Origin of the sequence: Paraburkholderia sp. C35, assembly GCF_003121405.1 — a bacterium.
Taxonomy (GTDB): Bacteria; Pseudomonadota; Gammaproteobacteria; order Burkholderiales; family Burkholderiaceae; genus Paraburkholderia.
In genome coordinates, this window is sequence record NZ_QBUY01000039.1 from 42,918 (window position 1) to 69,876 (window position 26,959).

The following is a 26,959-nucleotide window of genomic DNA, read 5'->3' on the forward strand; positions in this document are numbered from 1 at the left end:
CGCGCAGCCTTTGCCATGTCGATTGCCGTAGAGTTTTCCGCTGCAATTATAACGGCGGCTTCATGGGGCAAACGCATTGGCATGGCTGCGCGCAGCGTCCATTGCGCTTACTTCGATGAAAGCTTCTTCGCCCACTTCATGATGTGGCGACCCGCCGCGACCACTTCGCCGCGCTGGTTCACCACTTCCATATCCGCTGTGCTGCGGCGCTTCTCCTCATCGATTTCGGCAACCCGATAAATCACCGTGACGGTATCGCCCAGCAGCACGGGACGGATGAAACGGATGCGGTCGTAACCCGCCGAGACGGGAAACTCGTCGATATCGGTGCGATGGATCACGTGCGCAATGCTGATGGTCGAGGCCGTCGACATGTAGCCGACCAGCAACGCGCCATGCGCGATCCGCGTGCCGATCGACGACTTCTCCTGCATGTACTGCTCGTTGATGTGGGTGTCGCTGAAGTCACCCGTGAGTCCCGCGAACAGTGTGACGTCGGCTTCGCCCACCGTCTTGGCGAACCTGAATTCCTGTCCGATCTCCACGCCCTTGATGGCCATGCTCAAAGCTCCTGAAAAGTTCGGCCTTGCCGTGCACGCTGTTTCGTTCACGTTCATGACCTTGTGTGAAACCGGTTGCAAAGTTGCCGGTTCCATTCAATGTACTGCAAAAATGCGCATATTGTAACGTATTTAGTGGTTTTCCCTGGAGATTCGTGAAACCGCTTTGCATTCATCGTGTAACCGGTTACATTGAATCGGACGGCTGGGCGATCAGGACGATGCCGGACCAGCCGGTTCAACTCAACGAGGCGGGACACGCAACATGCACATCATTTCAACGACTGAAGCGGCTTCGCTGGTTCGCGACGAGGATGCCGTTCTGATCAGCGGCTCGGGCGGCGGGCATTCGGTGCCGGAAGCCTTGCTTGCCGCGCTGGAGACGCGCTTCATGAGCGCGGGCGAACCGCGCAATCTGACATCGATCAGCGTGGTCGGTGTGGGCGACCGTGCGGCGCTTGGTGCGAGCCACCTCGCGCATGAAGGGTTGCTGCGCCGTGCGATCACGAGTGCGCTGGTCGATTCGCCTGGACTCGTCACGCTCGCTGCTGAAGACAAGATCGAGGCCTACACGTTTCCGCAAGGCGTGCTGTCGCAGTTGATGCGCGAAATGGCAGGCGGGCGTCCTGGCCTGATCACGAAAACGGGCCTGCACACCTTTGTCGATCCGCGCCAGCAAGGCGCGCGTCAAAGCCCGCGCACGCCTGCCGCGTTCGTCGATCTGCTCGAACTCGACGGCGAAGAGTGGCTACGCTTCAAGCCGGTGCCGATCGACGTCGCGTTCCTGCGCGGCACGACGGCCGATGAAGACGGCAACATCACGATGGAGCAGGAAGCCGTGCTCGGCGAAATGCTCGCCATGGCGCAGGCGACGCGCCGCGCGGGCGGCATCGTCGTGGTTCAGGTCAAGCGCATGGCGACGCGCAATACATTGCCGCCGAAGCAGGTGAAGATTCCCGGCATCCTCGTCGAGTTCGTCGTTGTCGTGCCGGAGCAGCGGCAGACCTACGCAACCGACTACGACCCGAGCTACGCGGGCGAACTGCGTGTGCCGCTTTCGGAGATCAAGCCGTTGCCGTTCGGGCCGCGCAAGGTGATCGTGCGGCGCGCCGCGCTCGAACTGTATCCGGGTGCCGTGTGCAATCTCGGCGCGGGTGTTTCGACGGGTCTGTCGACGGTTGCCGCTGAAGAGGGCTTGCTCGACAAGGTGATCCTGACCAACGAACAGGGTTTGATCGGCGGCGCGCCGATCACGGGTCGCGATTCGGGCGGCGCGCAGAACTTCGCTGCGATGATCGAGCAGCCGTCGCAATTCGACTTCTATGACGGCGGCGGACTCGATCTGGCATTTCTCTCATTCGCTGAACTCGATGCGCACGGCAACGTGAACATCAGCCGCTTCGGCGACAAGATCATCGGCGTGGGCGGCTTCATCAACATCAGCCAGAACGCGAAGTGCGTGATCTTCAGCGGCACGCTGACAGCGGGCGGTCTCGACATCGGTTGGGAAGCGGGGCAGACCGTGATACGTGAAGAGGGCCGTCACAAGAAGTTCGTGCGCAAGCTCGAACAGGTCTGCTACAACGCGGCCTTTGCGCGCGAACGTGGCCAGACTGCGCTGTACGTCACCGAGCGCGCGGTGTTCCGCATCGGCGCGCAAGGGCTGGAACTGATCGAAGTGGCACCGGGCATCGATCTCGAACGCGATGTCTTTGCGCAGATGGAGTTTCGGCCGCAGGTCGCTGCGGATCTCAGGACGATGGATGCACGCCTGTTCCAGCCCGCGCGCCTGGGCATTCACGATGAAGTGGTCGCGCGTGAACGGCGCTTCCGCTCAGCGCGCATCGCCGAATGGCTTGCGGGGAACCGGACATGAACATCGACGGTGCCACGCGGCTCTACGCGATCATCGGCGACCCTGTCGTACAGGTGCGCTCGCCATCGGTGTACACCGCGCATTTCGCGCGCAACGGCATCAACGCGGTGATGGTCGCCGCGCAGGCCAGCCCCGCAGCATTCGATACGGCGATGCGCGGCCTCATCGCGCTCGGCAATCTCGACGGTGTGTTGATCACGTCGCCGCACAAGGTGGCCGCGATGACATTCGCGGATCGTCTGTCGACGCGCGCGCAGATTGTCGGCGCGATCAATGCGTTGCGCCGCGAGGCGGACGGGAGCTGGACGGGCGATATGTTCGACGGCGTCGGCTTCGTGAGCGCGGCGCAGAAGGTCACGTCCATCGATGCGAAGCGCGTGCTGCTGTTCGGTTGCGGCGGCGCGGGCGCTGCGATTGCTGCGGAACTGGCGGCGCAGGGCGCGTGCTCGATCACGCTCGTCGATCCCGACGCGCATCGCGCAAACGCACTACGCGATGCACTGACCCGCCATTTTCCTGCTTGCGATGTGAACGTCGGCAATCGTGGCGCGGCGTATGACGTCGTGGTCAACGCATCGATTGTCGGTATGAAGGATGACGACGGCTTGCCCGGCGATCCGGGTGCAATTGGCGCGCAGAGCCTGATCGGCGATGTCGTGCTGCGACCACCGGCAACACCGACGGCGCTCGTCAGGCTGGCACGGGAACACGGCGCGCAAGTGGTGACGGGTCAGGACATGCACGCGGGTCAGGTCGATGCAATCGCCGGTTTCTTCGACCGACAGAAAGGAGGCCAATGATGTCCCTGCTCGGCAACGCCGCCGTGCTGATCTGGAACGACGTGATCGAGACGGAGCGTGACGCGTTCTATCGCTGGCATGACAAGGAGCACATTCCCGAGCGGCTTGCGCTGCCCGGTTTTCTGCGCGGCCGCCGCTATCGCGGCAACGGCGTGACGGAATGGCTCACGCTCTATGAAGCGGACAACGTGGGTGTGTTGACCAGTCCCGCGTATCTGGAGCGACTGAACAACCCCACGCCGCTGACGCAAAGCACCGTGCAAGCCTTCCGCAACACAGCGCGTTCGATCTGCACCGTGCAGAAGACCACGGGCACGAGCACGGGCGGCCATGTGCTGACGATGCCGCTGCCCGCCGGCTTCGACGCCGACGCGTTGTTCGAAGGCACAGCGCCCGCCATTACCTCGCACACGAGTGTGCTTGCCGCGCATCTGTTCATCGCCGATGAAGCAGCCAGTCATCTCGACACCCGCGAAGCGCGAGGGCGCGCGTATGTGGTGCCGCCGCGCGTGCTGCTGGTCGAGACATCGACGCTCGATGCAGCGCGCAGGCAACTCGATCGCCTGCTGACGCAGATCGGCGCGGCGGATCGCGAACACGCAGCAGCGGGCGCAGGCGTATTCACGCTCGAAATCAGCCGTCTCGCTACACCTAACTCTCGCACTCAGGACACACCATGAAGCTACTCAGATACGGACCCGCAGGGCACGAGAAACCCGGCCTGCTCGATGCACAAGGCGTGCTGCGCGATGCATCGTCGCTGTGTGCCGACTACACGCCGGCCTTCTTCGCGGAAGGCGGTATCGACAGATTGCGGCGCGCGGATCTGGCGCGGCTGCCGGTGGTCGAAGGTCAGCCGCGACTCGGCTCATGTGTGGCGCAGCCGGGCAATTTCATTGCCATCGGCCTCAACTATGTGCAGCACGCCATCGAAACCAACGCGCCCATTCCCGCTGAGCCGATCATCTTCAACAAGGCGCCGTCGTGCATTTCCGGGCCGAACGATCCTGTGGTGCTGCCGCGCGGCTCGACCAAATGCGACTGGGAAGTGGAGATCGCGCTGGTGATCGGCAAGCGTGCGCTGTATGTGCCGGAAGAACATGCGCTCGACTACGTGGCGGGCTATTGCGTCTGCAACGACGTGTCCGAGCGCGAGATGCAACTGGAACACGGCGGCCAATGGGTGAAGGGCAAGATGTTTCCGACCTTCGGCCCGCTCGGCCCGTGGCTCGTCACACCCGATGAACTCGGCGACGTGCAGAACCTCGGCCTGTGGCTCGAACTGAACGGCAAGCGCATTCAGGATTCGTCGACATCGGACATGATCTTCAAGCTCGCGACCATCGTGTCCTACGTCAGCCAGCATGTGCTGCTGCAACCCGGCGACGTGATCACGACAGGCACGCCGCCCGGCGTCGGTCTCGGCATGAAGCCCGAATGCTTCCTGAAACCGGGCGATGTCATGGAGCTTGGCGTGCAAGGGCTCGGCACGCAAAAGCAGACTGTAATCGCCTTCAGCGATTCGACGCTGGCCTGATGCGCCCAAAGCCGTAACGACGCGCCGGACATTCGCTTTGCGTGAATGATCCGGCTCGACATCCAATCCAAGAGACAGGAGACCCGGTATGGACAGCCGGTCAGGAGGAGGTGTGATGAAAGCCACCGATGCAGCCGCAAGCGTTTCGGCGACCACGGCAGCCTTGCCCTGGTACAGGGAAATTTCGTGGCCGCAATGGCGCGTTCTGATTGCCGCATGGGGCGTGTGGGTGATGGATGCCGTCGACTTTCTCGCCATCACCTTCGTGTTGAACGACATCGCGAAGCAGTTCAACGTGCCGCTCAGCACGGCGTCACTGTTGCTGTTCGCAACCTATGGCGTGCGCTGGATCGGCGGTCTGATGTTCGGCAGCCTGAGCGACCGCATTGGCCGCAAGATTCCGCTGGTCATCACGCTGGCGTGGTTCACGGCGGGCGCGGTGCTGACGGGGCTCTCATGGAGCTTTGTTTCGCTTGCGGTGTTCCGTCTGCTGCTTGGCTTCGGCATGGCGCCGGGCTTCTCGCTCGGCGCGACGATGGTGGCGGAGTCCTGGCCGGAGCGTCATCGGGCGATCGGCATCGGCATTCTCGATACCGGCTGGGGACTCGGCGCGATCGGCGCGGCAGTTGCGTACAACTTCGTCTATCCGCATTTCGGCTGGCGCGGCATGTTCTTTGTCGGCGTGATTCCCGCCATTCTGCTCGGCATCTTCATTCTGTTGTGCGTGCCTGAATCGCAGGCATTCAAAGAAGCCGGCAGGAAGCTGCGCACGCCCTTGCGCGACAATCCCGCCATCGTGCTGTTCAGGCTCTATCCGCGGCGCGTCTGCTACCTCGCGTTGCTGATGCTGGTGCTGTGCTTCGGATCGTGGCCGTTTCAGGGACTGTTTCCCACCTATCTGAAGTCGCTGTCGTTCGAGCCGCTGACGATCACCTGGCTCACGATGACCTCGGCCGTCGGGCAGGTGTTCGGCTTCTTCGCCTCCGGTTTCATTGCGGAGCGGCTCGGACGGCGCGCGGGGATCAGCGCGATGCTGGGTGCGGGCGCTGTATGCGTGGTGGCGCTGGTCTATAGCGTCAACCAGTTTTTGCTGGCCGAATGCTTTGCGTTTCTGAGCGGCTTCTTCCTGGTGGGATCGTCGGGCATCTGGGGCACGATTCTGACTGAGAACCTGCCGCGCGATGTGCGGGCTTCGGGTGTCGGCTTCCTCTATAACATCGGCGTGGTAGGCGGCGGTATCGCGCCGTATATCGTGCTGTCGACCGTCAAGGCGGCCAGCATGACGATCGCGCTCGGTATCGCTGTCTTCACGATAGGCGCGGCGCTCGCGGCGATGGTGATTCTGCGCGCGGTGCGCGAAACGAAAGGCATGCAACTGAGCGAGATCGACGCGGGCGGTCACTAGCAGGTCGAAGGCGGGCATATCGGATGCGGCCCGGGCGCGACTCAACGCGCCGGGCCGCGCTCGCTTCTCGCCGTCGCTGCAATGCCTGCAAACAGCTCCGCCAGCAAGTCGCTGAACACGCGCACCTTCGCGCTCAGCAGGCGATTCGGCTGATAGGCGACGAACACGGGCACCGGCTCTGCGATCCAGTCGGCGAGCACGGTCTCCAGCGCGCCCGGTTGCAGATGCACGTTAGCCGAAAACGTCAGCGCGTGCGTCACGCCAAGACCAGCGAGACTCATCGTCAGGCACGCCATGATGTCGATCGACGTGAGGGCGCGGCGGTTCTGCACCTCGATGCGTTCGCCATTCTTCGTGACGACAATCGGAAAGGGCCGGTTGGTGCGCGACGCGATGGTGCGGATCACGACGTGCCCTTCTTCGAGTTCCGACGGATGCGCAGGCCGTCCGTGCCGATCCCAATACGCGGGCGTGGCGCACAGACGCTGCCGGACCTCGGCAATCTGCCGCGCGACCAGCGACTGATCGAAGATGTCCCCCGCGCGCACCACGCAATCCACGTTTTCGGCGATCAGGTCGACGGGACGGTCGCTGAGTCCGAAGTGATACTCGATCTCGGGATACCGCGCGACGAAAGCCGGCAGCGCCGGAAGAATCACTGCCAGACCTAAAGGTACCGGCAGATCGACGCGCAGCCTGCCGCGCGGATTGCGCTTCGCGTGCGACATCGAGCCTTCGAGTTCTTCGAGATCGCCCATCAGTTGCAGCGCGCGTTCGTAATACGCGGCACCGTCCGGCGTCATCGACACCCGGCGCGTCGTGCGGTTGAGCAGCTTGGTGCCCAGTTCGATTTCGAGCGATGCAATCAGACGGCTCACCGCTGTCTTCGGCAGATCGAGCATCTGCGCGGCCTTCGTGAAAGTGCCGCTCTCCACTACGCGGATAAACGCCTGCATCGCCTGAAACTTGTCCATGGTGCGGCTCCTTGTGCCCTCCCAACGCTGTCCGTATTGTTTCACAGAAGAAACAATGTGGAATCGTAGCGGCCGTTTATCCCTTTGAGCACACCAGGTATCGTTCATTCATCGCCATCGTCGACGAACGGGAAGGCGCTTCAACCCACTGCAGAAAGCGCCCGTGTTTAATTCGCAAAGGGAAAATAGTCATGTCTGTCGCTGTACAAACGCAAATCGCGGATCGCCCGAAGGCGGTCGTCATCGGAGTAGGACCGGAGCACGGACTGGGCGCGGGACTGGCGCGCCGCTTCGCAGCGGAAGGCCGGCACGTCGTCATTGCCGGGCGCACGGAAGCGAAGCTCGAACGGGTGCGTGAGAGCATTGTCGAGGCGGGCGGCTCGGCGAGCACGGTCGTCATGGACGTGACGATCGAAGCCGACGTGATCCGCCTGTTCGACATCGCAATGCAAGCCGACGACAACGGCGCCAGCGCCGATCTGATCGCGTACAACGCGGGCAATAACCAGCCGCTCGATCTGCGCACGATGGACGCCGATGTGTTCGAATCGTTCTGGCGCCTCAACTGCTTCGGCGGCTTCCTCGTGGGCCGTGAAGCGGCCCGGCGTTTCGCGCCGCTCGGACGCGGCTCAATCCTGTTCAGCGGCGCAACGGGCGCGCTGCGCGGTATGCCGAACTTCGCGCACTTTGCGTCGAGCAAGGCCGGGCTGCGTATGCTCGCGCAAAGCATGGCGCGTGAGTTTGGTCCGCTGGGCTTGCACGTTGCACATGTGGTGATCGACGGAGGTATCGATGGCGAGCGCGTGCACACGCGTTTCGCGGAACACGTCAAGCACAAAGGGCCGGACGGTCTGCTCGACATCGGTGCGATTGCCGACGCGTTCTGGATGTTGCACAACCAGCATCGTTCGGCGTGGACGCATGAGCTCGATCTGCGTCCGTTCAAGGAAACGTTCTGATTCGCGAGGAAACCGCAATGAAACTGATCGGACCATGGTTTTCCGGCTATACACGCCGGGTCGGTATTACGTTGAAGCTGCTTGGCATTCCGTTCGAGCATCTGCCTTTTCATGCGTACGAACAGCAGGATCTGATTCGCCCGTTTAGCCCGATGGTGAAGGTGCCTGCACTCGTACTCGACGATGGCGACATTCTGTACGACAGCGCCAGCATCATCGATTATCTGCACGAACAGGTCGGCCCTGCGCGTGCATTGCTGGCGGCAAATGGTGCCGATCGGCGCGACGCGCTGCAGTTCATCGGCATTGCATCGGCGATCTACGGCAAGCTCAGCGACATCTATGACGAAACGCTGCGCCCATCGGAATTGCAGATTGCGTCGAGTTCGGAATCGTTGCGCACTCAGGCGCTCGCTGGTTTCCAGATGCTCGAATCGAGAGCCGGAGACGGCTGGCTGGTCGGCAACACGCTCTCGCAGGCCGACGTGATGGTTGTGATCACGTTCCAGTCTGCTTCGCTGGCGATGATGCCTGATGTGATTCATGCCGCTGCGTTTCCGAAGCTCGCGCAACTGGCCGCGCGTGCGATGGAGATCGACGCGTTCGACAGCACGCTGCCCTTCAGATAAGCAGAAAAAGCGGCGGTGCGCGCATCGCACCGCCGTCAAACCCCTTGAAACAAGGGATGGAATTGCAACAACAGCAACAACAAAACGTCCCCCGCGGCCGGGGGACTCCTTCATCACACGTTGACGTGTGAATCAGAACCGGTACGTCGCACCGACCTGGAAGAAGCGGCCAAGATCGGTATAGAGCGACTGGTCGTAACCCGTGATGTCCGGCACAGCCTGCCACTCGACGTCGAACGGCGGCTTCTTGTCGAACAGGTTGGTGATGCCGCCATAGATGGTCCAGTGCTTGAAGCCGCGATACGACGCCATCAGGTTGAACTGGCTATACGAAGCGACCGACAAGGTACCGCCATCGCCGAATTCGGAAGCGACAGCGTTTGTGTACGGGCCCGTGTATTGCCACGTCAGCGTGGTGGTGAACTTGCGGTAATCCCAGCTCAGGCTCGTATTGCCCTTCCAGCGCGGGTTACTTGCGCCGAACGGCTGCAGCAGCGCGAGGTTGTTACCCGCGAAGTCCTGCGTCGGGCTGCCAGGGCTGTTGAGCTTGAAGTGCCACACATACGCCCAGTCGCCCGACAGCGTGAACGTACCGTACTTCGTGCCGACCGACTTGCGGAAGTTCATGTCGAAGCCATCGGTATCGAGCGAGCCGAGATTCACGAACTGCTGCGCGATATAACGGATCGTGCCGTCGGCGTTACGCACGACGACGGACGGATCGTTCTGCTGCAGCAGCGCGTTCGGATCGTTGGTGCCGATCACGCCGTCGATATGAATCTTGTAGAACGATGCGCCAAGGTCCGTCGACGTATCCGGCGAAAGCTGGAAGCCGATGTTGTAGTTCTTCGTATGTTCCGGCTGCAGATCGGGGTTGCCGTTGATCTGCTCGGTCGTGAAGTGCTTGGTCGGCGCGCCGCTCGGGTCGTTCGGATCGACGAGATTCTGGTGCGCGAGATACGTGGCCTGCGAGTTCTCGACCAGCGTCGGCGCACGGAAGCCACGGCTGTACGATGCATACGTCGTGAACATCTGCACAGGCTGGAAGCGCAGTGCAAAGCTCGGCGAGAATGCACCGCCGAAGTCGCTGTAGTGATCGTAGCGGCCCGCCTGCGTGAACGTCAGGTTGTGGATGATCGGAATCTCGACCTGGTAGAACACGGCCGCGACGTTGCGCGAACCATCCACGGTCTGCACGTTTGCCGGCGCGGCGATCCCTTCCGATGCATACGTGCGCGGATTGATCGTCGAGCTTTCGTGACGGAACTCCGTGCCGAAGCCGATGCCGACGTTACCCGTGGGCAACGTGAAGAGATTGCCCGTCGAGGTCTTGGCGGTGACGCTGTCGAGCTTCGAGATCGCCTGCTGGTAGTCGTCCTGGAACACGCCGTTCAGGCCGTTCGGGGTGGAAGCAGGGTTCGCGAAGTTGTAGACGCCATTGCCGAGAATGTTCTCGAGGCCCGCGACGTTGAGTTCGTTCGAGTAGTGCGTATCGACCGTGCTCTGCGAATGGCCATACTCAGCCGACCAGTCCCAGTCGCCGAACTTCGGCGTGGTGAACGAGCCTTTGACGCCCGTCGAAGCCTTCCAGAACGTCGACACGGTATCCGCCGATGCGACATTGTTTGGGAACGTCAGGTTGATGGGCGTATCGACGCCGAACGGATTGAACGGATTCGAGCCCGCGACGGTGCGCGGCAGCGGCGCGACGGAACCCGTGTTGGGATTGAACACGTTGGTGGTTGACGAAATCGAAGCCGGGCCCATCAGCTGCACGGTTTCGTTGCGGCTCGCCCAGAAGTCGGCGAAGGCCTGCGTGTTGTCGTCGATCTTGAACGTGCCGCGAATGTTGGCGTTCAGGCGCGTCGTGGACGGAATCAGCGAGGTCGCGGCTGCCGTGTTGTACGTACACGATGCGCCCTGCGTATTGGCCGCGCTGCTTCCGGGCGGGCACGGGCTGAGCGCCTGCGTCGAGCCATCGGGCAAGCCCCAGTACGACTGCTGGTTCGGACCGAGCGGCGCAGCGAGGCCACCTGGATATTGCGTGAAGTTCTGGCCCGACGTCATGTCACGGTCGCCGAGTGTCGAACCGCTGTCGCGGTAGTAGCTCGCTGCTGCCGTGACGTTGAAGCGATCCGCGTTGAGATCGCCGAAGCCCGCCAGCACGCTGAAGCTGCCCTGGCCATCGCCCGGATGCTGTGCCTTGCCGAGTTGTCCGTCGACCTGCAAGCCCTGGAAGTTCTTCTTCGTGATGATGTTCACCACGCCTGCGATAGCGTCGGAGCCATATTCGGAAACGGCACCCGTCTTCACGATTTCGATGTGATCGACCATGTTCAGCGGGATCGAATTCACGTCGAAGAACGTGTCGGTGAAGTTCACCGCTTGCGCGTAGTTGGCGACGCGCTGACCGTCCACCAGCACCAGCGTGTACTTCTCGCTCAGGCCGCGCAGGGCGATACCTGCGCCGCCCGGCGCCGTGCCGTTCATCGTGCTTTGCGACCAGCTGCTCGCGGAGTTGGCCGACGTGCCGCGCAGGAAATCAGCCACGGTCGTGTAGCCGCTTGCCTCGATTTCCTTCGGCGTGATGGTCTGGACTTCGATGTTGCCGACCTTGTCCGACGTGCGGATCAACGACCCTGTGACCTCGACCTTTTCGAGTTTGCTGACGGCCGGTGCGCTGGCCGCTGTGGGCGCGGCTGCGCTGTCGGGTTGGCTCTGTGCATGTGCGAGCGGAATGAATGCCGCCGTCAGCACCAGCTCGGCTCCGATGATTCTTCTGATCGCCGAGACCAGTCTCTTCTGTTTCACTTGCGCTCCTTCTTGTCGATGAGACCACTACAGTTGAACGATCTGCACTCATGCGAGTCGCTGCGTGCAGTCATGCGATCTGGGCAGCAAGGTCCTCGCTGCTGACGCGTCAAGGCGTCACGTCGCACGTCCCGTCCAGGGCGCTTCGCCGATCGTGTCGGACGCGCTCTGGTTGAAAGCGAGCGCTGCCGAAAGCGAAACGCATGCCATCACGATGGGAAAAGAAGGACGCCAACTGCTCTCAAAGCATTTAATTCGTGCGCAAAGGATTGATTGGATTCGTAAAAAACAAAGTTAGATGGGAATCCGAAATGTCTATAAGAATTATTAAAAACGGTTTCGCGCGAGTAACACAATGGAAGGAATGAGAACATGCGGAAACGGTATTTAGAGCAATTCATCTATTTGCGTTTACAGTGCGCGAAAAGCACTAATAAAAGGCGTATTTCTCAAATCGGTGCGAAAAATTACATAAAGCTTAAAATCTGTTTAGTAACTAAAACGGGGCATCTGTTAGAGCTTTGATTCAAATGCTCATCAAACTTTGTTTGCATGGGCGTGGCAGTCAATCCATTGTGTGGCAATGAACATTGCATGATGTGCAAGAAGATGGAAGCGCTTCTATTTTCGTTAATGTAAATGTAAATAACTTGTCTAATTCAAATTGAGTAAATGCACTGTTTATTTGCACGTGAATATGTTCTGCACCAATTCAGCGACTAAACAAAGTTTGATGGGGCATGCGAATTACGCGGACTAGGTTTAAGCCAGGGTGTTGTTTTTCAATTTGATACGTTATACGCACGCGCGAAGCGGACGCCGCGTGGAATCAGTCGTTTAGCTGGTGAAATTCGGTAATGCCTTGCAATGCGGGCTTCAGCGTGCCTTCGCGTGAAGATGGAGGCATGCAATCGCGCCGCACGATCGACAACCTGGTACGGGCTTTGCATTGGAGGGCGCGCTTTTTTCACCGCGGCCCACGAAGCCGCGGGTCCACTGAAACCCACGCCGTCATGCAACGGCTGTTCGATCGTACTAACCGGAGTCCGCAGTGCTGAATACGCTCATTACCTACTCGATCCAGTCGATGGGTCTGATTCCTCTCCTCGCCTTTATCTTCCTGCTCGGTATCACGATCATCATCGAACGCTTCGTGTTCTTCTCGCGTGCGGTGCAGGCGGGCAAGACGCTCGAACACGATCTCAAACTCGTCGATCCCGCCAAACCCGACGACGCCGCAAAGGTAGCCGAGCACTACAGCGCCACGGTGCAGGGTGAACTCGTGAAGACGGCCATGAAGGCAAAGGGCAAAACGGAAGCTGTCGTTGAACGCGAGATCGAAGAGACGATCATGTTTCAGCTGCCGCGTCTCGACCGCAATCTGTGGATTCTCGATACGGCTGTGACGCTCGGGCCGCTTCTCGGTTTGCTGGGCACGATCATCGGCATGGTGGAGTCGTTCAACGTGCTCGGCACGAGCGGTACGGCCAATCCCAATGGCGTGACAGGCGGCATCGGCCACGCGCTCACGGCGACGGCTTGCGGGCTGACCATCGCGATCATCTGCGTGATCTTCCTGAACTATTTCAACAAGCGCATCCGCATGACGGTGAATCAGTTCGACCTGATCAAGTCGTTGCTCGTTTCCAGGTTCGCAGCATGACGCGCCCGCTACTGCCGTAAAGGAGAAATACCATGCGAAACCATCGCAGCCACTATCTGGGCGGTGAAGAGAAAGCGCGCATCGAGATCATTCCGATGATCGACATCATGATGTTCCTGCTGGTCTTCTTCATGCTCGCTACGCTGAAGATGATCCAGGGCGCGGGCATCAAGCTCGATCTGCCGCAATCGAGCACGGCCGAGCAGTTGCAGCAGACGGTGAAGGTCTCGATTGGCGTGACGAAGAACGCCGAACTGTATCTCGACGCCAAACAGGTCACGCCCGCCGAACTGACCACGCATCTGCAAGACCTCGTGCACGACGCGAAGAAAGTGGATGTCGCCATCGCCGGCGATGAAGGCACGAGCTACAAGAACATCGTGAAGGTGATGGACCTGGTGCGCGCGGCGGGCATCAGTTCGGTCGCGCTCGCCACGAATCCGACGACATGAGTTCACCGGCAATCGACATGAAAGAACCGCAACGGCGGCTCAATGGCGCATTGTGGGCCTCGTCGACACCGTCGCATCACGGCCGCATGTCGATGCGGATCGCGATCGGCGCGGCGGTGCTGATCGAACTGCTGTTGATCGTTGGGCTATCGCACGTGAAGTTCCAGCAGGACCCGCCGCCTGCGCCGAAGGAAATGCGCGTGCAGATCGCTCCGCCGCCGCCGCCGCCACCGCCGGAAGTGAAAAAGCTCGAACCTCCGCCTGCGCCCGAGCCGCAAAAGACGGTGCCGAAGCAGGTGCAGCCTAAACCGTTGCCCACGCCGAAGCCGCCGCCCGCGAAGCCGTCTCCCGCACCGAAGGAGGCGAACATTCCGGCGGCTGCAAATCCGGCTGCGAATGCACCGGCGCTCGCCACCGCGCCGCCTTCCGCCGCACCTGCGCCTGCAACGGCAGCGACAGGCGCCGCGCCCGTTGCCCCGCCTGCGCTTCACGGTGTGGTGGATGGACGCGGACATTGCCAGTCGGTGCAGCCGCAGATTCCGCGGCGTGCGCTGGAGCAGGGCATTTCGGCGAATGTGATCGCGCATCTGTCGATCAATCCCGACGGCAGTGTCGGCGATGTGAAGATCGTGCGTGTCACGCCGCCAACGTCGGTGTTCAACGAGGCGGTGATCGCAGCAGGCCGCGCGTACAAGTGCGAAAAGAACGCAGAGCCGTATGTCGGCGAAGTGGAGTTTTCGTTCAAGACGACGGCATCGGACGACGATTGACGAATCCAATGGCCTGACCTGAGAGAGTCGACACGCAGAGGCGGCTACCCGCCGCCGATGCGTCCGTTCGAGGCAGCGCGCGTGGGTTACCAGCCCACGCGCGCATTCACCCACGCCGATGATGAGACTGACCCAGCATTTACGTTTGCGCGCAAAGGCATTTCACGCGTGTGCGCTGATGACCTGTGTTGCGCTTCATGCGATGTCCGCGCAAGCCAAACCGTCGATTGCGCAATACGACGAGCCGAAGTACCCGGCAAACTTCACGCATTTCGATTACGCGAATCCCGATGCGCCATCGAATGGCTCGCTGAATTTCCAGAACTTCAACGAAGCGCAGAGCTACGATTCGCTCAATCCTTTTCTCGTGCGCGGATCGCCTGCACCCGACATCCAGCATCTGATGTTCGATACGCTGATGCAGCGTAGCTGGGATGAGCTTGCCTCTGAATATCCGTTGATTGCCGATGATGTGGAAGTTGCGCCAGATGGTTTGTCCGCGACGTTTCATATCGACTCGCGTGCGCGCTTTTCGAACGGCGACGCGATTACGGCATCCGACGTCAAATACTCATTCGATACGTTGAGCAGTTCCGCCGTGTCGCCGCTGTTCAATTCGCAATTTGCGTTGATAAAGAGCGCGACGGTTGTGGACGCGTCGCATGTGCGATTCGACTTCAGGCATGCAGACCGTGCCGCACCGCTGATCGCAGGCGATATTCCTGTCTTCTCGCCGAAATGGGCCTTGCAGGACGGCGGCAAGCGCATCGCCTTCGATCAGCTGACCAACACGCCACCCATCGCAAGCGGCCCGTACCTGATCGAGCAGCGCAAGAACGACAAGCAGATCACGTATCGGCGCAATCCTGCCTATTGGGCCGCCGATCTGCCTTCGCGGCGCGGCATGTACCGCTTCGAGCGGATCACGTTCAAGCTGTATCTCGATCACTACACGCAGCTTGAATCCTTCAAGGCCGGCGACACCGATGTTCAGGTCGAATACAGCTCAACGCAATGGGCGCGCAAATATATCGGCAAGAACTTCGATAACGGGCAACTGACGCGGCAACTGTTCCCAGATCATGGCGCGCAGATGCAAGGCATGATGTTCAACACGCGCAAGCCGATGTTCCGCGATGCGCGCGTGCGAAAAGCCCTGTCATACGCATTTGATTACGACTGGATGAACCGCCTGATGTTCTATGGCCAGTACCGTCGCCTGAACAGTTACTTCCAGAACAGTCCGTTTGCGGCAAGCGGCATGCCGTCGGAGCAAGAGCTTGCACTGCTAGAGCCGTATCGCGCGCAGTTGCCTGCAAGCGTATTCGGTGCGATGCCAAAGCAGCCGGACACGCTGCCGCCGCATACCCTGCGCGACAACCTCAGACAGGCGCGCGATCTGCTCGCCGAAGCGGGGTGGCAGGTGCGGGACGGCCAGTTGCGCGACGCGAGCGGCACGCCGATGAGCATCGAGATCATCGACGATCAGCCCGGCATGGACCGCGTGATCCTGCCGTTCATGCGCAATCTGCAAACACTCGGCATCGACGTGCGGCTGCGCGAGATCGACAGTGCGCTTTATCAGAAGCGGCTCGATAACTTTCAGTTCGATATGACCACCTTCATCTATCCGACGGTGACGATTCCGGGCGTCGAACTGGAGCATCGGTTTGGCACGGAGTCGGCGTCACAAAGCGGATCGGAGAACTATCCCGGCGTGCGCTCGCCTGCCGTCGATGCGCTGATTCGTGCTGTATTGCGCGCGAAATCGCTGGATGAACTGCAGACGGCGACCCGTGCGCTCGACCGCGTGCTGATCGCCGACTGTTATCAGATCCCTGAGTACTATTCGCCCGCTTCACGGATTGCGTATCGCACTTCCTTGGGCTTTCCGGATGTCGTGCCGTACACGTATCAGTCGGAAGACTGGGTGATCAGCTACTGGTATCGCAAGCCCGCGGTTGCGGGCAATGCGAATGTTGCGTCGGCGAACGCGCATTGAGGAGCAGAACGTGCTGATATATATCCTGAAGCGGCTGGCGTTGATGGTGCCGACGCTGATCGGCGTGGTGACGCTGACCTTCGTCGTCACGCAGTTCGTGCCGGGCGGTCCCGTCGAACAGATCATGACGCAGTTGCGCCACGGCTCGCGTCCCGGCGGCGAAGGCGGAGCGGGTGGCGGCGGTTATCACGGCAGTCAGGGCGTGGACCCGCAGCAGATCGAACAGATCAAGAAGCAGTTCGGCTTCGACAAGCCACCGCTGACGCGCTATCTGACGATGCTCAAGGACTACGCAACCTTCGATCTCGGCCAGTCCTACTATCACCATCAAAGCGTGTGGGGTGTGATCCGTTCGAAACTGCCTGTCTCGATCACGCTTGGGTTGTGGACGCTGATACTGACTTATCTCGTCTCGGTGCCGCTGGGTATTGCGAAAGCCGTGCGCAACGGCTCGCGCTTCGATACGGTCACGAGTGTGGCGGTGCTGGCCGGCTATGCGATTCCCGGCTTCGTTTTCGGCGTGCTGCTGCTGATGCTGTTCGGCGGCGGCACCTTATGGCAGGTTTTTCCAATGCGCGGCCTGACTTCGGATAACTTCGACGACCTCAGCGCATTTGGAAAAGTACTCGACTATCTGTGGCATATCGTGTTGCCCGTCACAGCCGCCGTGGTTGGCAACTTCGCGGTCGTCACCATTCTGACGAAGAACACGTTTCTCGAAGAGATTGGCCGTCAATATGTACTGACGGCGAGAGCGAAAGGCGTGCCGCAGCGCGACGTGCTGTTCAGGCACGTGCTGCGCAATGCTGCGATTCCGTTGCTCACCGGCCTGCCTGCCGCATTCGTCGGCGCCTTCCTGAATGGCAATCTGCTGATCGAGACACTGTTTTCGCTCGACGGTATGGGCCAGCTTTCCTACGACTCCGTGATCCGCCGCGACTATCCCGTCGTGCTCGGCTCGCTGTTCCTGTTCACCCTGATTGGTCTTCTGACCAAACTGATCGCTGACGTGTGCTATGTCCTTGTCGACCCCCGCATCCAGTTCAACCGCGCTGAACGCTAAGAGCGCTGTCGCCGCGCTGCCCGCGTCGCCTTCGCCATGGCGGCGCGTGTGGCAGCGTTTTAGAAGCCAGCGGCTCGGCTTCTGGAGCGCGGTCATCTTCTCGGCGCTGTTTGTCGTGAGCCTGCTGAGCGATGTCGTTGCGAATGACAGGCCGCTTCTCGTGCGCTACGAAGGCCATTATTACTTTCCTATCGTCAAGACCTACCCGGAAACACTATTCGGTGGCGACTTCACGACTAAAGCGAACTATCTCGATCCATTCATTCGCACCCGCATTCAGTCGAATGGAAATTTCGCGGTCTACGCGCCGAATCACTACCGCTACGACACGATCGACTATTTCGCCACGCGTCCTTACCCCGCGCCGCCGAATGCCGACAACTGGCTGGGCACGGATCAGTACGGTCGGGATGTGCTTTCACGGCTTCTTTATGGCTTTCGCCTGTCGGTGCTAATGGCTCTTGCGCTGACCGTGTCGGGCGTCGCGTTCGGCGTGCTTATAGGCGCTGTGCAGGGCTTCTATGGCGGCAAGATCGATCTGGTCGGACAGCGTCTGATCGAAATATGGAGTTCGATGCCGGATCTGTATCTGCTGATCATTTTCGCGTCCATTTTCGAACCGAGCTTGTGGCTGCTGTTCATTCTGCTTTCGATGTTCGGCTGGCTCGTGCTGTCCGACTATGTGCGGGCCGAGTTTCTGCGCAATCGCTCGCTCGACTATGTACGTGCCGCGCGGACGATGGGTCGTTCGAATGCGCAAATCATCTGGCGGCATGTATTGCCAAATAGGCTGACGCCCGTCATCACGTTCTTGCCGTTTCGTATGAGTGCGGCGATTCTGTCGCTGACGAGTCTCGATTTTCTCGGTCTCGGTGTGCCGCCGCCGATGCCGAGTCTCGGAGAGCTTCTGCAAGAAGGGAAAAACAATCTCGACGCGTGGTGGATTTCCGTGTCGGCGTTCGCAGCGCTCGTCATCACATTGCTGCTGTTGACCTTCATGGGCGACGCATTGCGCAACGCGATGGATACGCGTGCGCGCGGCTCTGCATTTGGCGGAGCACGATGATGAACAAGCCACTTCTGGAAATCGACCGTTTGTCGGTGCGTTTCGGCGAGCAGGGAGAAAAACTCGTCGTCGATGAACTGTGCCTGAGCGTCGCAGCAGGCGAGCGCGTTGCGCTGGTAGGCGAATCGGGATCGGGAAAAAGCGTGACGGCGCTGTCGGTTCTACGGCTCGTCGAGCAGGCGAAGGTCAGCGGGCGCATCATGCTCGATGGCGAAGATCTGTTGCAAAAGACCGAGCAACAGATGCGCGGCATACGCGGTGCGGACGTCGCCATGGTGTTTCAGGAACCGATGACGGCACTGAATCCGCTATTCACGATCGGTCAGCAGATTGCCGAAAGCCTGCGTCTGCATGAAGGACTGCGCGCGAACGCGGCGCGTGCGCGCGGTATCGAGTTGTTGGCGCGCACGGGCATTCCCGAGCCGGAGCGACGCATCGACAGTTATCCGCATCAACTGTCGGGCGGCCAGCGCCAGCGCGCGATGATTGCGATGGCATTGGCGTGCAGGCCGCGTCTGTTGCTGGCCGACGAACCGACAACCGCGCTCGACGTCACGGTACGCCGGCAGATCGTCGATCTGTTGATCGAATTGCAGGAACAGGAGGCCGCGCATCATGGCATGGCCGTGCTGCTGATCACGCACGATCTCAATCTTGTTCGGCATTTTGCGCAGCGCGTCGCGGTGATGGAAAAAGGCGTGCTGGTAGAAAGCGCGGCCACGGAGACACTGTTCGATGCGCCACAGCATCCGTACACGCAAAAGCTGCTTGCCAGCGAGCCGCAGCGGCAGATCGAACCTGTCGCGTCGAATGCGCGCCGTGTGATGGAAGTGCAGGGACTGTGCGTCGATTACGGCACCAACGGCCTGTTCGGGCGCAAGGCGTTTCGTGCCTTGCAAGGCATTGATCTCGCGTTGAGGCATGGCGAGACGCTGGGCGTGGTCGGTGAATCGGGTTCGGGAAAGTCGACACTCGCAGCGACGCTGCTAGCGTTGCAACAGCCCGCGGCGGGCAGCATTCATATCGACGGCATGCCGCTGTCGACGTTGCGCACGGCGTCGTCGCGCAAGGCACTGCATGCAAAGTTGCAAGTGGTGTTTCAGGATCCGTTCGGTTCGCTTTCGCCGCGCATGACAGTCGAACAGATCGTGGGCGAAGGTTTGCGTGTGCATCGGCCGGAACTGGACGCGCAAGCGCGCCGTGAACGTGTGGCAGCGCTGTTGCACGAGGTAGGCATGCCATGGGACGTGATGCTGCGCTATCCGCAGGAGTTTTCGGGCGGGCAGCGGCAGCGTATTGCGATTGCGCGTGCACTTGCAGTCGAGCCGGACATCCTGATTCTCGACGAGCCGACCAGCGCGCTCGACGTGTCGATACAAAAGCAGGTGTTGAGCCTGCTCGCGAATCTGCAGAAGAAGCGCAGCCTCAGCTATCTGTTCATCACACATGATCTGGCCGTGATACGCGCGATGGCGCATCGCGTGATGGTGATGAAGTCAGGGCATGTCGTCGAATCGGGCGAGACGTCTGACGTACTGAATGCGCCGACACATCCGTATACGCGCAATCTCGTGGCGGCGTCGATGATGTCTTCAACGGACGTGGCGGCGTGACGCTCGAATGACGCGCGGCACCTTGCGCCGAAGTGACGCTATGATGCCGGTTTCCACTTCGTCCGCGCTGGCCGGCCATGTCGTCAACGAATCCGCCTCGCCCCGACACCCGTATCGATGCGGGGCTTCACGATCTGCGCGTCACGCGCTACGGCTTTCTGTTGCTGGAGAACTTTTCGCTGATCGCGCTGGGCACGGCAGTCGATCCACTGCGGATCGCAAACATGCTGGTCGAGCGCAAGGTCTACGACTATCAGTTGATCGGCGAGGGCGCGGAATACGTCGCTTCCAGTGACGGGATTCGCGTGATGCCCGATATATCGATGGCGGAGGCGGGCGGGTTCGATGCCGTATTCGTCGTGGGTCCGAATCCGATACCGCGCAAGGGCATCGGCGGCGTGATGGACTGGCTGCGTCTGCAGGCGCGTCACGGCACCGCGCTTGGCGGCCTCGATACGGGCAGCTATTTTCTCGCACGCGCGGGGCTGCTGAACGGCTACCGCTGCACGATTCACTGGGAAGATCAGGACGTGCTGCTCGAGCAGTTTCCCAGGCTCACTGTGTCCAATCGCCTGTATGAAGTGGATCGCGACCGCTACACGTGTAGCGGCGGCGTTGCGCCACTCGATCTGATGGTGCATCTGCTCGGCATGTCGCCGGGGAGTCATTCACTGGCCGCGCGCGTGCTCGAACTGCTGGTCGCCGAGCGTCGCACGCATGAGCAGCGGCAGGTCACATCGCTGCGCCGGTATATCGGCCCGGAGCATGCGAAACTCGACGAGGCGTTGCAGGTCATGGAGAGCAATGTCGAAGAAACGCTGACGGTGGCTGAAATCGCGGCGTTTCTCGATGTCTCGCAGCGGCAACTCGAACGCTGGTTTCAGGAACGGCTCGGCAAGACGCCCGCGCAGGCGTATCTGGAGATTCGTCTGTTGCGCGCAAGGCAGTTGCTGTATCGCACCGCGAAGCCGCTTGAAGAAGTGTGCACGCGCACCGGGTTTGCGTCCCTCACGCACTTTTCTACCCGCTACAAGGCCCAGTTCAACATCTCGCCGATGGCTGACCGGCGTCGCTACCAGATGGCGCTTTAGCCGCGTCTTTCCTTTTGTGGCTGGCGCTGCGGGCGAGGGGTGTGGTTAACCCTCGATGTCGAAAAAAGAAAGTCAGACGTCGCATATAAAAATATTCAAAAGCATCAGGCTCATAACATTCGCTCACTTCCAATAGTTTTTTCACGAGGAGTCGAGCGCATGAAACTGGAGAACCTGATCCGTATCGAGAATGGCGAGAAAGTAAAGCACACCTTCTCCGATGCCGAATACGCGGGCCGTCAAAGCCGTTTGCGCGATCTGATGGCGCGCGAGAATATCGATGCCGTGCTGTTCACGTCGTATCACAACATCAACTATTACGCGGATTTTCTGTACTGCTCGTTCGGCCGCAAGTATGGGCTGGTCGTGACCGCGCAGAAAGTCGTGTCGATTTCAGCGAATATCGACGGCGGCCAGCCGTGGCGTCGCACGGTCGGCGACTATAACGTCGTCTATACCGACTGGCAGCGCGACAACTTCTTCCGCGCGGTGCAGGGCGAGATCGACAACAAAGGCCGAGTCGGCGTCGAATTCGACCAGATGCCCGTTGAAGTACTCGGCAAACTGAAGGCGGCGTTGCCATCCGTCGAATTCGTCGATATCAGTGCGTCGACGATGCGCATGCGCATGATCAAGTCGGCCGAAGAGATCGCGTTGATCCGGCACGGCGCGAACGTGTGTGACGTCGGCGGTGCAGCGCTCGCAGCGGCAGTGCATGAAGGCGTGCCCGAACATGAAGTCGCGCTTGCGTCGACGCAGGCGATGGTGCGCGAAATTGCGCGCCGCTTTCCCGATTCGGAACTGATGGATACCTGGACATGGTTCCAGTCGGGTATCAACACCGATGGCGCGCACAATCCGGTGACGACGCGCAAGGTGCAGAAGGGCGACATTCTGAGCCTGAACTGCTTTTCGATGATCGCCGGTTACTACACGGCGCTGGAACGCACGATGTTCTTCGATCATTGCCCGGACGAGTATCTGCGTCTGTGGAAGATCAATGTGGAAGTGCACGAAGCCGGCCTCAAGCTGATCAAACCGGGCGCGCGCTGCTGCGACATCGCCAATGAACTCAACAAGATCTACGCCGAATACGGGCTGCTGAAGTACCGCACGTTCGGTTATGGGCATTCGTTCGGCGTGCTGTCGCACTACTACGGACGCGAAGCCGGTCTCGAACTGCGCGAGGACATCGAGACGGTGCTGGAGCCGAACATGGTCGTATCGATGGAACCGATGATCATGCTGCCGGAAGGGCTGCCGGGCGCAGGCGGCTATCGCGAGCACGACATTCTCGTGATCGGCGAACACGGCGCGACGAATATCACCGCGTTCCCGTATGGTCCGGAGCACAACATCATCGGGGCCTGACGGCTCTTGCATGAAAGCCTGCGGCGTGGGCCGCAGGCCATTCCTTGTGACGAGGAGGCGTCATTTATGTTTTCAAAAGAACAGACCATCGCGGGCTTCGATCCCGAACTGTCGGCGGCGATGCAGCGTGAGCGGCAAAGACAGGAAGATCATATCGAGCTGATCGCGTCGGAAAACTACGCGAGTCCGCGTGTGCTCGAAGCGCAGGGTTCGGTGCTGACCAACAAGTATGCGGAAGGTTATCCGGGCAAGCGTTATTACGGTGGGTGTGAGCACGTGGATGTGGTCGAACAGCTTGCCATCGAAAGGGCCAAACAGCTGTTCGGCGCGGCCTATGCGAACGTTCAGCCGCACAGCGGATCGCAGGCCAACGCAGCCGTCTATCTCGCGTTGCTTGCGCCAGGCGACACGATACTCGGCATGAGCCTCGCGCACGGCGGGCATCTGACGCATGGTGCGAAGGTGTCGTTTTCGGGCAAGGTATTCAACGCGGTGCAATACGGCGTGGATGCAGCAACGGGTCTGATCGATTACGAAGAAGTCGCGCGGCTTGCGCATGAGCATCGGCCGAAAATGATTGTCGCGGGTTTTTCGGCGTATTCGCGCGTGCTCGATTTCGCGCGTTTCCGTGCTATTGCAGACAGCATCGGCGCATATCTTTTCGTCGACATGGCGCACGTTGCCGGTCTCGTTGCGGCGGGCTTGTATCCGAACCCTGTGCCTTTCGCCGACGTAGTCACGCCGACCACGCACAAGACCTTGCGCGGCCCGCGCGGCGGCCTGATTCTGGCGCGTGCGAACGAAGCGCTCGAAAAGAAGCTCAACGCAATGGTATTTCCAGGCCCGCAAGGTGGACCGCTGATGCATGTGATCGCCGCGAAGGCGGTCGCTTTTCGTGAAGCACTCGGCGCAGAGTTCACTGCCTATCAGACGCAGACACTCGCGAATGCACGCGCGATGGTAGGCGTTTTCATCGAACGGGGTTATAAGGTAGTGTCGGGCGGCACGGACGATCATCTCTTTCTCGTCGATCTCGTCGATAAAGGCATCACGGGGAAAGATGCCGATGCCGCATTGGGTCGCGCGCACATCACCGTCAACAAGAACGCGGTGCCGAACGATCCGCAATCGCCCTTTGTAACGAGCGGCATTCGCATCGGCACGCCTGCCATCACGACGCGCGGCTTTACGGAAGACGACGCGAAGCTGACGGCTTCACTCGTGTGCGATGTGCTGGATCGTATCGGCGATACGCAGACGGAAGCGCACGTACGCGAGCAGGTTGCTCACCTGTGCGCACGGCTGCCCGTCTACGGCGGCGTGTGACTGTCGTGATTGGATTCACTGAAACGAGGGGACGTACATGAAACAAGGCGTAGTGATAGGCGAACTGGCGGCGCCCGAGTACGCGCGCCGTATCGGCGATGGATGGCCCGTGCTGATTCCACTCGGCGCGCTCGAACAGCATGGACCGCATATGTCGATGAACCCGGATGTGCTGTTGCCTACGGCAATCGGTATTGCTGTGGCACAGAACATCGATGCGCTTGTCGCGCCGGCCATTGCATATGGGTACAAGTCGCAGCAGAAGAGTGGCGGCGGCAATCATTTGTGCGGCACGACGAGTCTGGATGGTCATACGCTGTCGTCGACGGTCAAGGACATTCTGAAGGAGTTCGCGCGACACGGTGCGCGCAAGCTCTGTCTGATCAACGGGCACTTCGAGAACTCGATGTTCGCGGTCGAGGGCATCGACCTTGCGTTGCGGGAGTTGCGCTGGGAAGGTATCGACGATGTTCAGGTTGTGATGCTGTCGTACTGGGATTTTGTGAACGAGCAGACCATCGCGCGCATCTATCCCGATGGCTTTCCGGGCTGGGCCGTCGAACATGGTGGCGTGCTGGAAACTTCGCTGATGCTGCATCTGCATCCACATCTGGTGGATCTGTCGAAAGTCCAAGTGCATGCAGCCGCAACGTTCCCGCCATACGACGTATTTCCGCCGATACCCGAGTGGACACCTGCATCGGGTTGTCTCTCGTCTGCGGCGGCCGCGACGGCGGAGAAGGGCAAGTTGCTGTTCGACGTCTGCGTTGAAGGTATGTCGCAGGCACTGGGCGAAGCCTGGCAAGCGCGTGCGAAAGCATCGCGAGCCTGATACCGAGGGGAAAGCCATGAGCACGCATGAGAGCAGTTACCCGCAACGGCAAGTGGACGCCGACAAGGCGTGGAGCATCGAGCAGCACGCAATCGATCCGATACCGCGTGAAGACCGGCATGGCACGCCCGCCGAGCTCTTCAAGATGTGGATTGGCGCCAATACGAACTACGTGGTCGTCGTGACTGGAGCGCTGGCGCTTTCACAGGGGTTGTCGCTCTGGCAGGCGTTGCTGGCAATTCTGGTGGGTAATTTTTTTGGCTGTTTCGTGCTTGGTCTGACGACGATCATGGGGCCGAAAACGGGGACGTCCGGCATCATGACGTCGCGGAGTTCTTTCGGACAACTCGGTTCGTTCTTGCCTAAGGCAGTGAGTCTCATATCGGCGTTGAGCTGGTTCTCGATCAACTCCGTGGTGGCGACGCAAGCGCTCGAAACGTTGCTGAAAATGGGCGGCTTTCATAGCCATGCGGTGGTGTGGGTTTCGCTCGCGATCATTCTTGCTGCCGAAATTGTTCTGGCGATATTCGGTCACGCGACGATTATCGCGGCGGAGAAGTGGATTGCGATTGTGCTTGCGGTGCTTTTCGCGGGACTGGCCGCGTTCGTGGTGCCGCATACGAGCCTTGCGATGGCATCGCAGATCAATCACGGCGGCGGATCGTTTAGCACATGGCTGATCGCGATGGGCATTGTGTTTTCGTACCCGATAGGCTGGGCGAATTTCGCGTCCGACTATAGCCGGTATTTTGCTGCGGAGACGAGCTGGAAGAAGATCGTGCTTGCGGCGGGTGGCGGTCAGTTTGTCGCGTTGATGTTCTGTGAAGTGATTGGCGTGTTGTTTGCCACTGCGCTGGGTGGCACCTTGGGTGACGATCCTGTCAGTCAGTTGTCGCGATTCCTGCCTACGTGGTTTATTGTGCCCTTGCTGTTTGCCATTATTCTGGGTGGGATCGCGGCTAACGTGCCTAATGGGTATACGGCTGGCTTGGGGTTGCTTGCGTTGCGTATTCCTATCAACCGGATCACATCGCTTGCGGTCATTGCGCTGTTCACGCTGACGTTTCGGGTCGTGACTGTGTTCTATGGGCAGTTCTTTGATATGTACCAGGTGTTTCTGAATTACATGGTCTTTTGGACTGCGCCGTGGGCTGCGATTGTTGTTGTGGACTATTTCATGCGGGGCGGCAAGTATCGCGCTGATGACTGGATGAAGTGGGGTAGCGGTGCTTACTGGTATACGGGTGGGGTTTTCTGGCCTGGTGTCATTGCCTGGGCGCTGGGGATCGTTGCTTCTATTCTGTTCTCTAATTCGCCTACGTATGTCAGTCCGCTGATGCGTGATGTGCTGGGGTGGGGGGATTTGAGTTTTGAGTTCTCATTTCTCGTAGGGGGTGGTGTGTATTTTGCGCTTGCGCGGCGGCATCCGTTGTTTCAGTTCTCTTCTGGTAGTGAGCGGGTGCAGGTTCGGTCTGGGTCTGTTTGAGGTTTGTTGTCTGTGATGCTTTGGTTTGGTTTGGTTTTGCTTTTGGTTTCGCTGGCATCCGCGGGTTGTTAGTGGTTCTTCATGCGTCGCCCCTGTGCGGGGCAGCACCTACTTTTCTTTGCCGCGGCAAAGAAAAGTAGGCAAAAGAAAGCCGCTGAACACCACCAACCCTTGTACTTGCCTGCGGGCCCCCAGCCGGTCCTATCCTTCACACGGCATCACTCTGCTTGATGCCCGCTGCCAGCGCTCTTTAAGGGCGCATCACCCTCTTCAAACACCCGCGTCTCGGCGGGCCTTACCAGTTTGGTCCAGGCCGCCCAGGTGGCAAACGGTGTGTCGGCTGTCGTGCCTTATACGCATCACTCCGGACTGAAAAGCAAAGACGGTGTGTCTTGTAGGATCGCCGACGCGTAATGCGCGACAACCTACACACCGTTTGCCACCTGGGCTGGATATGCGAGTCGCTGCCGCTCGGGGCACTACGGGTGATTGAAGTGGGGTAGGCGACTATTCGAAGCGTGGGCAACGGGCGGTGACTGAGAGGTTGCCGTGTGGAGGATAGGAACCGTTGAGGGCCCGCAGGCAAGAACTAGATCTGGCGGTGTTAGCCCGCTTTCTTTGCTTACTTTCTTTGCGGCGGCAAAGAAAGTAAGTGCCGCCCCGCACAGGGGCA

The 26,959-nt window shown here is 60.1% G+C and carries 22 protein-coding genes; 19 read left to right on the forward strand and 3 right to left on the reverse strand.

Features of this window, described 5'->3' with window-relative positions:
- Positions 1-107: 107 nt before the first annotated feature.
- Positions 108-560 (reverse strand): MaoC/PaaZ C-terminal domain-containing protein, encoded by a 453-nt coding sequence (locus DK391_RS22455; RefSeq protein ID WP_109480184.1) that lies wholly within the window; start codon positions 558-560, stop codon positions 108-110.
- A gap of 265 nt (positions 561-825) precedes the next feature.
- Between DK391_RS22455 and DK391_RS22460 the strand changes: the two genes are divergently transcribed.
- The 5 genes from DK391_RS22460 (at position 826) to DK391_RS22480 (ending at position 6,178) form a co-directional block, all read left to right on the forward strand.
- Positions 826-2,436 (forward strand): CoA-transferase, encoded by a 1,611-nt coding sequence (locus DK391_RS22460; protein WP_109480185.1) that lies wholly within the window; start codon positions 826-828, stop codon positions 2,434-2,436.
- A complete protein-coding gene (locus DK391_RS22465; RefSeq protein ID WP_109480186.1) occupies positions 2,433-3,236 on the forward strand; it encodes a shikimate dehydrogenase in 804 nt (267 codons plus the stop codon). The genes DK391_RS22460 and DK391_RS22465 overlap by 4 nt, the downstream gene beginning before the upstream one ends.
- A complete protein-coding gene (locus DK391_RS22470; RefSeq protein ID WP_239482918.1) occupies positions 3,233-3,916 on the forward strand; it encodes a hypothetical protein in 684 nt (227 codons plus the stop codon). Before DK391_RS22465 ends, DK391_RS22470 begins: the two co-directional genes overlap by 4 nt.
- Positions 3,913-4,773 (forward strand): fumarylacetoacetate hydrolase family protein, encoded by an 861-nt coding sequence (locus tag DK391_RS22475; RefSeq protein ID WP_109480188.1) that lies wholly within the window; start codon positions 3,913-3,915, stop codon positions 4,771-4,773. Before DK391_RS22470 ends, DK391_RS22475 begins: the two co-directional genes overlap by 4 nt.
- A 115-nt stretch (positions 4,774-4,888) precedes the next feature.
- A complete protein-coding gene (locus tag DK391_RS22480; protein ID WP_109480189.1) occupies positions 4,889-6,178 on the forward strand; it encodes an MFS transporter in 1,290 nt (429 codons plus the stop codon).
- 41 nt (positions 6,179-6,219) lie between these two features.
- Here DK391_RS22480 and DK391_RS22485 read toward each other — a convergent pair whose 3' ends face one another.
- Positions 6,220-7,152 carry a LysR family transcriptional regulator gene (locus tag DK391_RS22485; protein ID WP_109480190.1) on the reverse strand — a complete coding sequence of 311 codons (933 nt, stop codon included), beginning with the start codon at positions 7,150-7,152 and terminating at the stop codon, positions 6,220-6,222.
- A 191-nt stretch (positions 7,153-7,343) separates the two neighbouring features.
- Here DK391_RS22485 and DK391_RS22490 point away from each other — a divergent pair, with 191 nt between their 5' ends.
- Both DK391_RS22490 and DK391_RS22495 read left to right on the forward strand, forming a co-directional pair.
- Complete coding sequence (locus DK391_RS22490; RefSeq protein WP_109480191.1) at positions 7,344-8,111, forward strand: SDR family NAD(P)-dependent oxidoreductase; 768 nt, start codon at positions 7,344-7,346, stop codon at positions 8,109-8,111.
- A gap of 17 nt (positions 8,112-8,128) precedes the next feature.
- Positions 8,129-8,740 carry a glutathione S-transferase family protein gene (locus DK391_RS22495; RefSeq protein ID WP_109480192.1) on the forward strand — a complete coding sequence of 204 codons (612 nt, stop codon included), beginning with the start codon at positions 8,129-8,131 and terminating at the stop codon, positions 8,738-8,740.
- Positions 8,741-8,872: 132 nt separating this feature from the next.
- On the opposite strand, the gene DK391_RS22500 is transcribed toward DK391_RS22495, so the two are convergent.
- Positions 8,873-11,551: a TonB-dependent receptor gene (locus tag DK391_RS22500; protein ID WP_109480193.1), complete on the reverse strand. Its 2,679-nt coding sequence runs from the start codon at positions 11,549-11,551 to the stop codon at positions 8,873-8,875.
- A gap of 1,051 nt (positions 11,552-12,602) precedes the next feature.
- Between DK391_RS22500 and DK391_RS22505 the strand changes: the two genes are divergently transcribed.
- The 12 genes from DK391_RS22505 to DK391_RS22560 all read left to right on the forward strand — a co-directional run bounded on the left by DK391_RS22505 (position 12,603) and on the right by DK391_RS22560 (position 26,286).
- A complete protein-coding gene (locus DK391_RS22505) occupies positions 12,603-13,214 on the forward strand; it encodes a MotA/TolQ/ExbB proton channel family protein (protein WP_109480194.1) in 612 nt (203 codons plus the stop codon).
- A gap of 32 nt (positions 13,215-13,246) precedes the next feature.
- Positions 13,247-13,666: a biopolymer transporter ExbD gene (locus tag DK391_RS22510; RefSeq protein ID WP_109480195.1), complete on the forward strand. Its 420-nt coding sequence runs from the start codon at positions 13,247-13,249 to the stop codon at positions 13,664-13,666.
- Entirely contained in the window at positions 13,663-14,436 is a 774-nt protein-coding gene (locus DK391_RS22515; RefSeq protein WP_109480196.1) for an energy transducer TonB, read from the forward strand. Before DK391_RS22510 ends, DK391_RS22515 begins: the two co-directional genes overlap by 4 nt.
- 202 nt (positions 14,437-14,638) lie before the next feature.
- Complete coding sequence (locus DK391_RS22520) at positions 14,639-16,438, forward strand: extracellular solute-binding protein (RefSeq protein WP_239482919.1); 1,800 nt, start codon at positions 14,639-14,641, stop codon at positions 16,436-16,438.
- A 10-nt stretch (positions 16,439-16,448) separates the two neighbouring features.
- Entirely contained in the window at positions 16,449-17,501 is a 1,053-nt protein-coding gene (locus tag DK391_RS22525) for an ABC transporter permease subunit (RefSeq protein ID WP_109480207.1), read from the forward strand.
- Entirely contained in the window at positions 17,455-18,567 is a 1,113-nt protein-coding gene (locus tag DK391_RS22530; RefSeq protein WP_109480197.1) for an ABC transporter permease, read from the forward strand. The genes DK391_RS22525 and DK391_RS22530 overlap by 47 nt, the downstream gene beginning before the upstream one ends.
- Positions 18,567-20,180, forward strand: a complete 1,614-nt coding sequence (locus tag DK391_RS22535; protein WP_109480206.1) for a dipeptide ABC transporter ATP-binding protein — start codon at positions 18,567-18,569, stop codon at positions 20,178-20,180. The genes DK391_RS22530 and DK391_RS22535 overlap by 1 nt, the downstream gene beginning before the upstream one ends.
- 77 nt (positions 20,181-20,257) lie before the next feature.
- The gene (locus tag DK391_RS22540; RefSeq protein ID WP_109480198.1) at positions 20,258-21,271 is read left to right on the forward strand and encodes a GlxA family transcriptional regulator; all 1,014 of its coding nucleotides are present in this window, start codon (positions 20,258-20,260) and stop codon (positions 21,269-21,271) included.
- Between the two features lie 159 nt (positions 21,272-21,430).
- Positions 21,431-22,642 (forward strand): M24 family metallopeptidase, encoded by a 1,212-nt coding sequence (locus DK391_RS22545; RefSeq protein WP_109480199.1) that lies wholly within the window; start codon positions 21,431-21,433, stop codon positions 22,640-22,642.
- Positions 22,643-22,708: 66 nt separating this feature from the next.
- The gene (gene glyA, locus DK391_RS22550; RefSeq protein ID WP_109480200.1) at positions 22,709-23,968 is read left to right on the forward strand and encodes a serine hydroxymethyltransferase; all 1,260 of its coding nucleotides are present in this window, start codon (positions 22,709-22,711) and stop codon (positions 23,966-23,968) included.
- Positions 23,969-24,005: 37 nt separating this feature from the next.
- Positions 24,006-24,800: a creatininase gene (locus DK391_RS22555; protein WP_109480201.1), complete on the forward strand. Its 795-nt coding sequence runs from the start codon at positions 24,006-24,008 to the stop codon at positions 24,798-24,800.
- 16 nt (positions 24,801-24,816) lie between these two features.
- Positions 24,817-26,286 carry a cytosine permease gene (locus DK391_RS22560; RefSeq protein WP_109480202.1) on the forward strand — a complete coding sequence of 490 codons (1,470 nt, stop codon included), beginning with the start codon at positions 24,817-24,819 and terminating at the stop codon, positions 26,284-26,286.
- The last annotated feature ends 673 nt before the right edge of the window (positions 26,287-26,959 follow it).

Coding starts and splice junctions, on each gene's coding strand:
- DK391_RS22455 (WP_109480184.1), bottom strand. CDS start 560: ATGGCCATCAAGGGCGTGGAGATCGGACAGGAATTCAGGTTCGCCAAG.
- DK391_RS22460 (WP_109480185.1), top strand. CDS start 826: ATGCACATCATTTCAACGACTGAAGCGGCTTCGCTGGTTCGCGACGAG.
- DK391_RS22465 (WP_109480186.1), top strand. CDS start 2,433: ATGAACATCGACGGTGCCACGCGGCTCTACGCGATCATCGGCGACCCT.
- DK391_RS22470 (WP_239482918.1), top strand. CDS start 3,233: ATGATGTCCCTGCTCGGCAACGCCGCCGTGCTGATCTGGAACGACGTG.
- DK391_RS22475 (WP_109480188.1), top strand. CDS start 3,913: ATGAAGCTACTCAGATACGGACCCGCAGGGCACGAGAAACCCGGCCTG.
- DK391_RS22480 (WP_109480189.1), top strand. CDS start 4,889: ATGAAAGCCACCGATGCAGCCGCAAGCGTTTCGGCGACCACGGCAGCC.
- DK391_RS22485 (WP_109480190.1), bottom strand. CDS start 7,152: ATGGACAAGTTTCAGGCGATGCAGGCGTTTATCCGCGTAGTGGAGAGC.
- DK391_RS22490 (WP_109480191.1), top strand. CDS start 7,344: ATGTCTGTCGCTGTACAAACGCAAATCGCGGATCGCCCGAAGGCGGTC.
- DK391_RS22495 (WP_109480192.1), top strand. CDS start 8,129: ATGAAACTGATCGGACCATGGTTTTCCGGCTATACACGCCGGGTCGGT.
- DK391_RS22510 (WP_109480195.1), top strand. CDS start 13,247: ATGCGAAACCATCGCAGCCACTATCTGGGCGGTGAAGAGAAAGCGCGC.
- DK391_RS22515 (WP_109480196.1), top strand. CDS start 13,663: ATGAGTTCACCGGCAATCGACATGAAAGAACCGCAACGGCGGCTCAAT.
- DK391_RS22520 (WP_239482919.1), top strand. CDS start 14,639: ATGTCCGCGCAAGCCAAACCGTCGATTGCGCAATACGACGAGCCGAAG.
- DK391_RS22530 (WP_109480197.1), top strand. CDS start 17,455: ATGTCCTTGTCGACCCCCGCATCCAGTTCAACCGCGCTGAACGCTAAG.
- DK391_RS22535 (WP_109480206.1), top strand. CDS start 18,567: ATGAACAAGCCACTTCTGGAAATCGACCGTTTGTCGGTGCGTTTCGGC.
- DK391_RS22540 (WP_109480198.1), top strand. CDS start 20,258: ATGTCGTCAACGAATCCGCCTCGCCCCGACACCCGTATCGATGCGGGG.
- DK391_RS22545 (WP_109480199.1), top strand. CDS start 21,431: ATGAAACTGGAGAACCTGATCCGTATCGAGAATGGCGAGAAAGTAAAG.
- glyA (WP_109480200.1), top strand. CDS start 22,709: ATGTTTTCAAAAGAACAGACCATCGCGGGCTTCGATCCCGAACTGTCG.
- DK391_RS22555 (WP_109480201.1), top strand. CDS start 24,006: ATGAAACAAGGCGTAGTGATAGGCGAACTGGCGGCGCCCGAGTACGCG.
- DK391_RS22560 (WP_109480202.1), top strand. CDS start 24,817: ATGAGCACGCATGAGAGCAGTTACCCGCAACGGCAAGTGGACGCCGAC.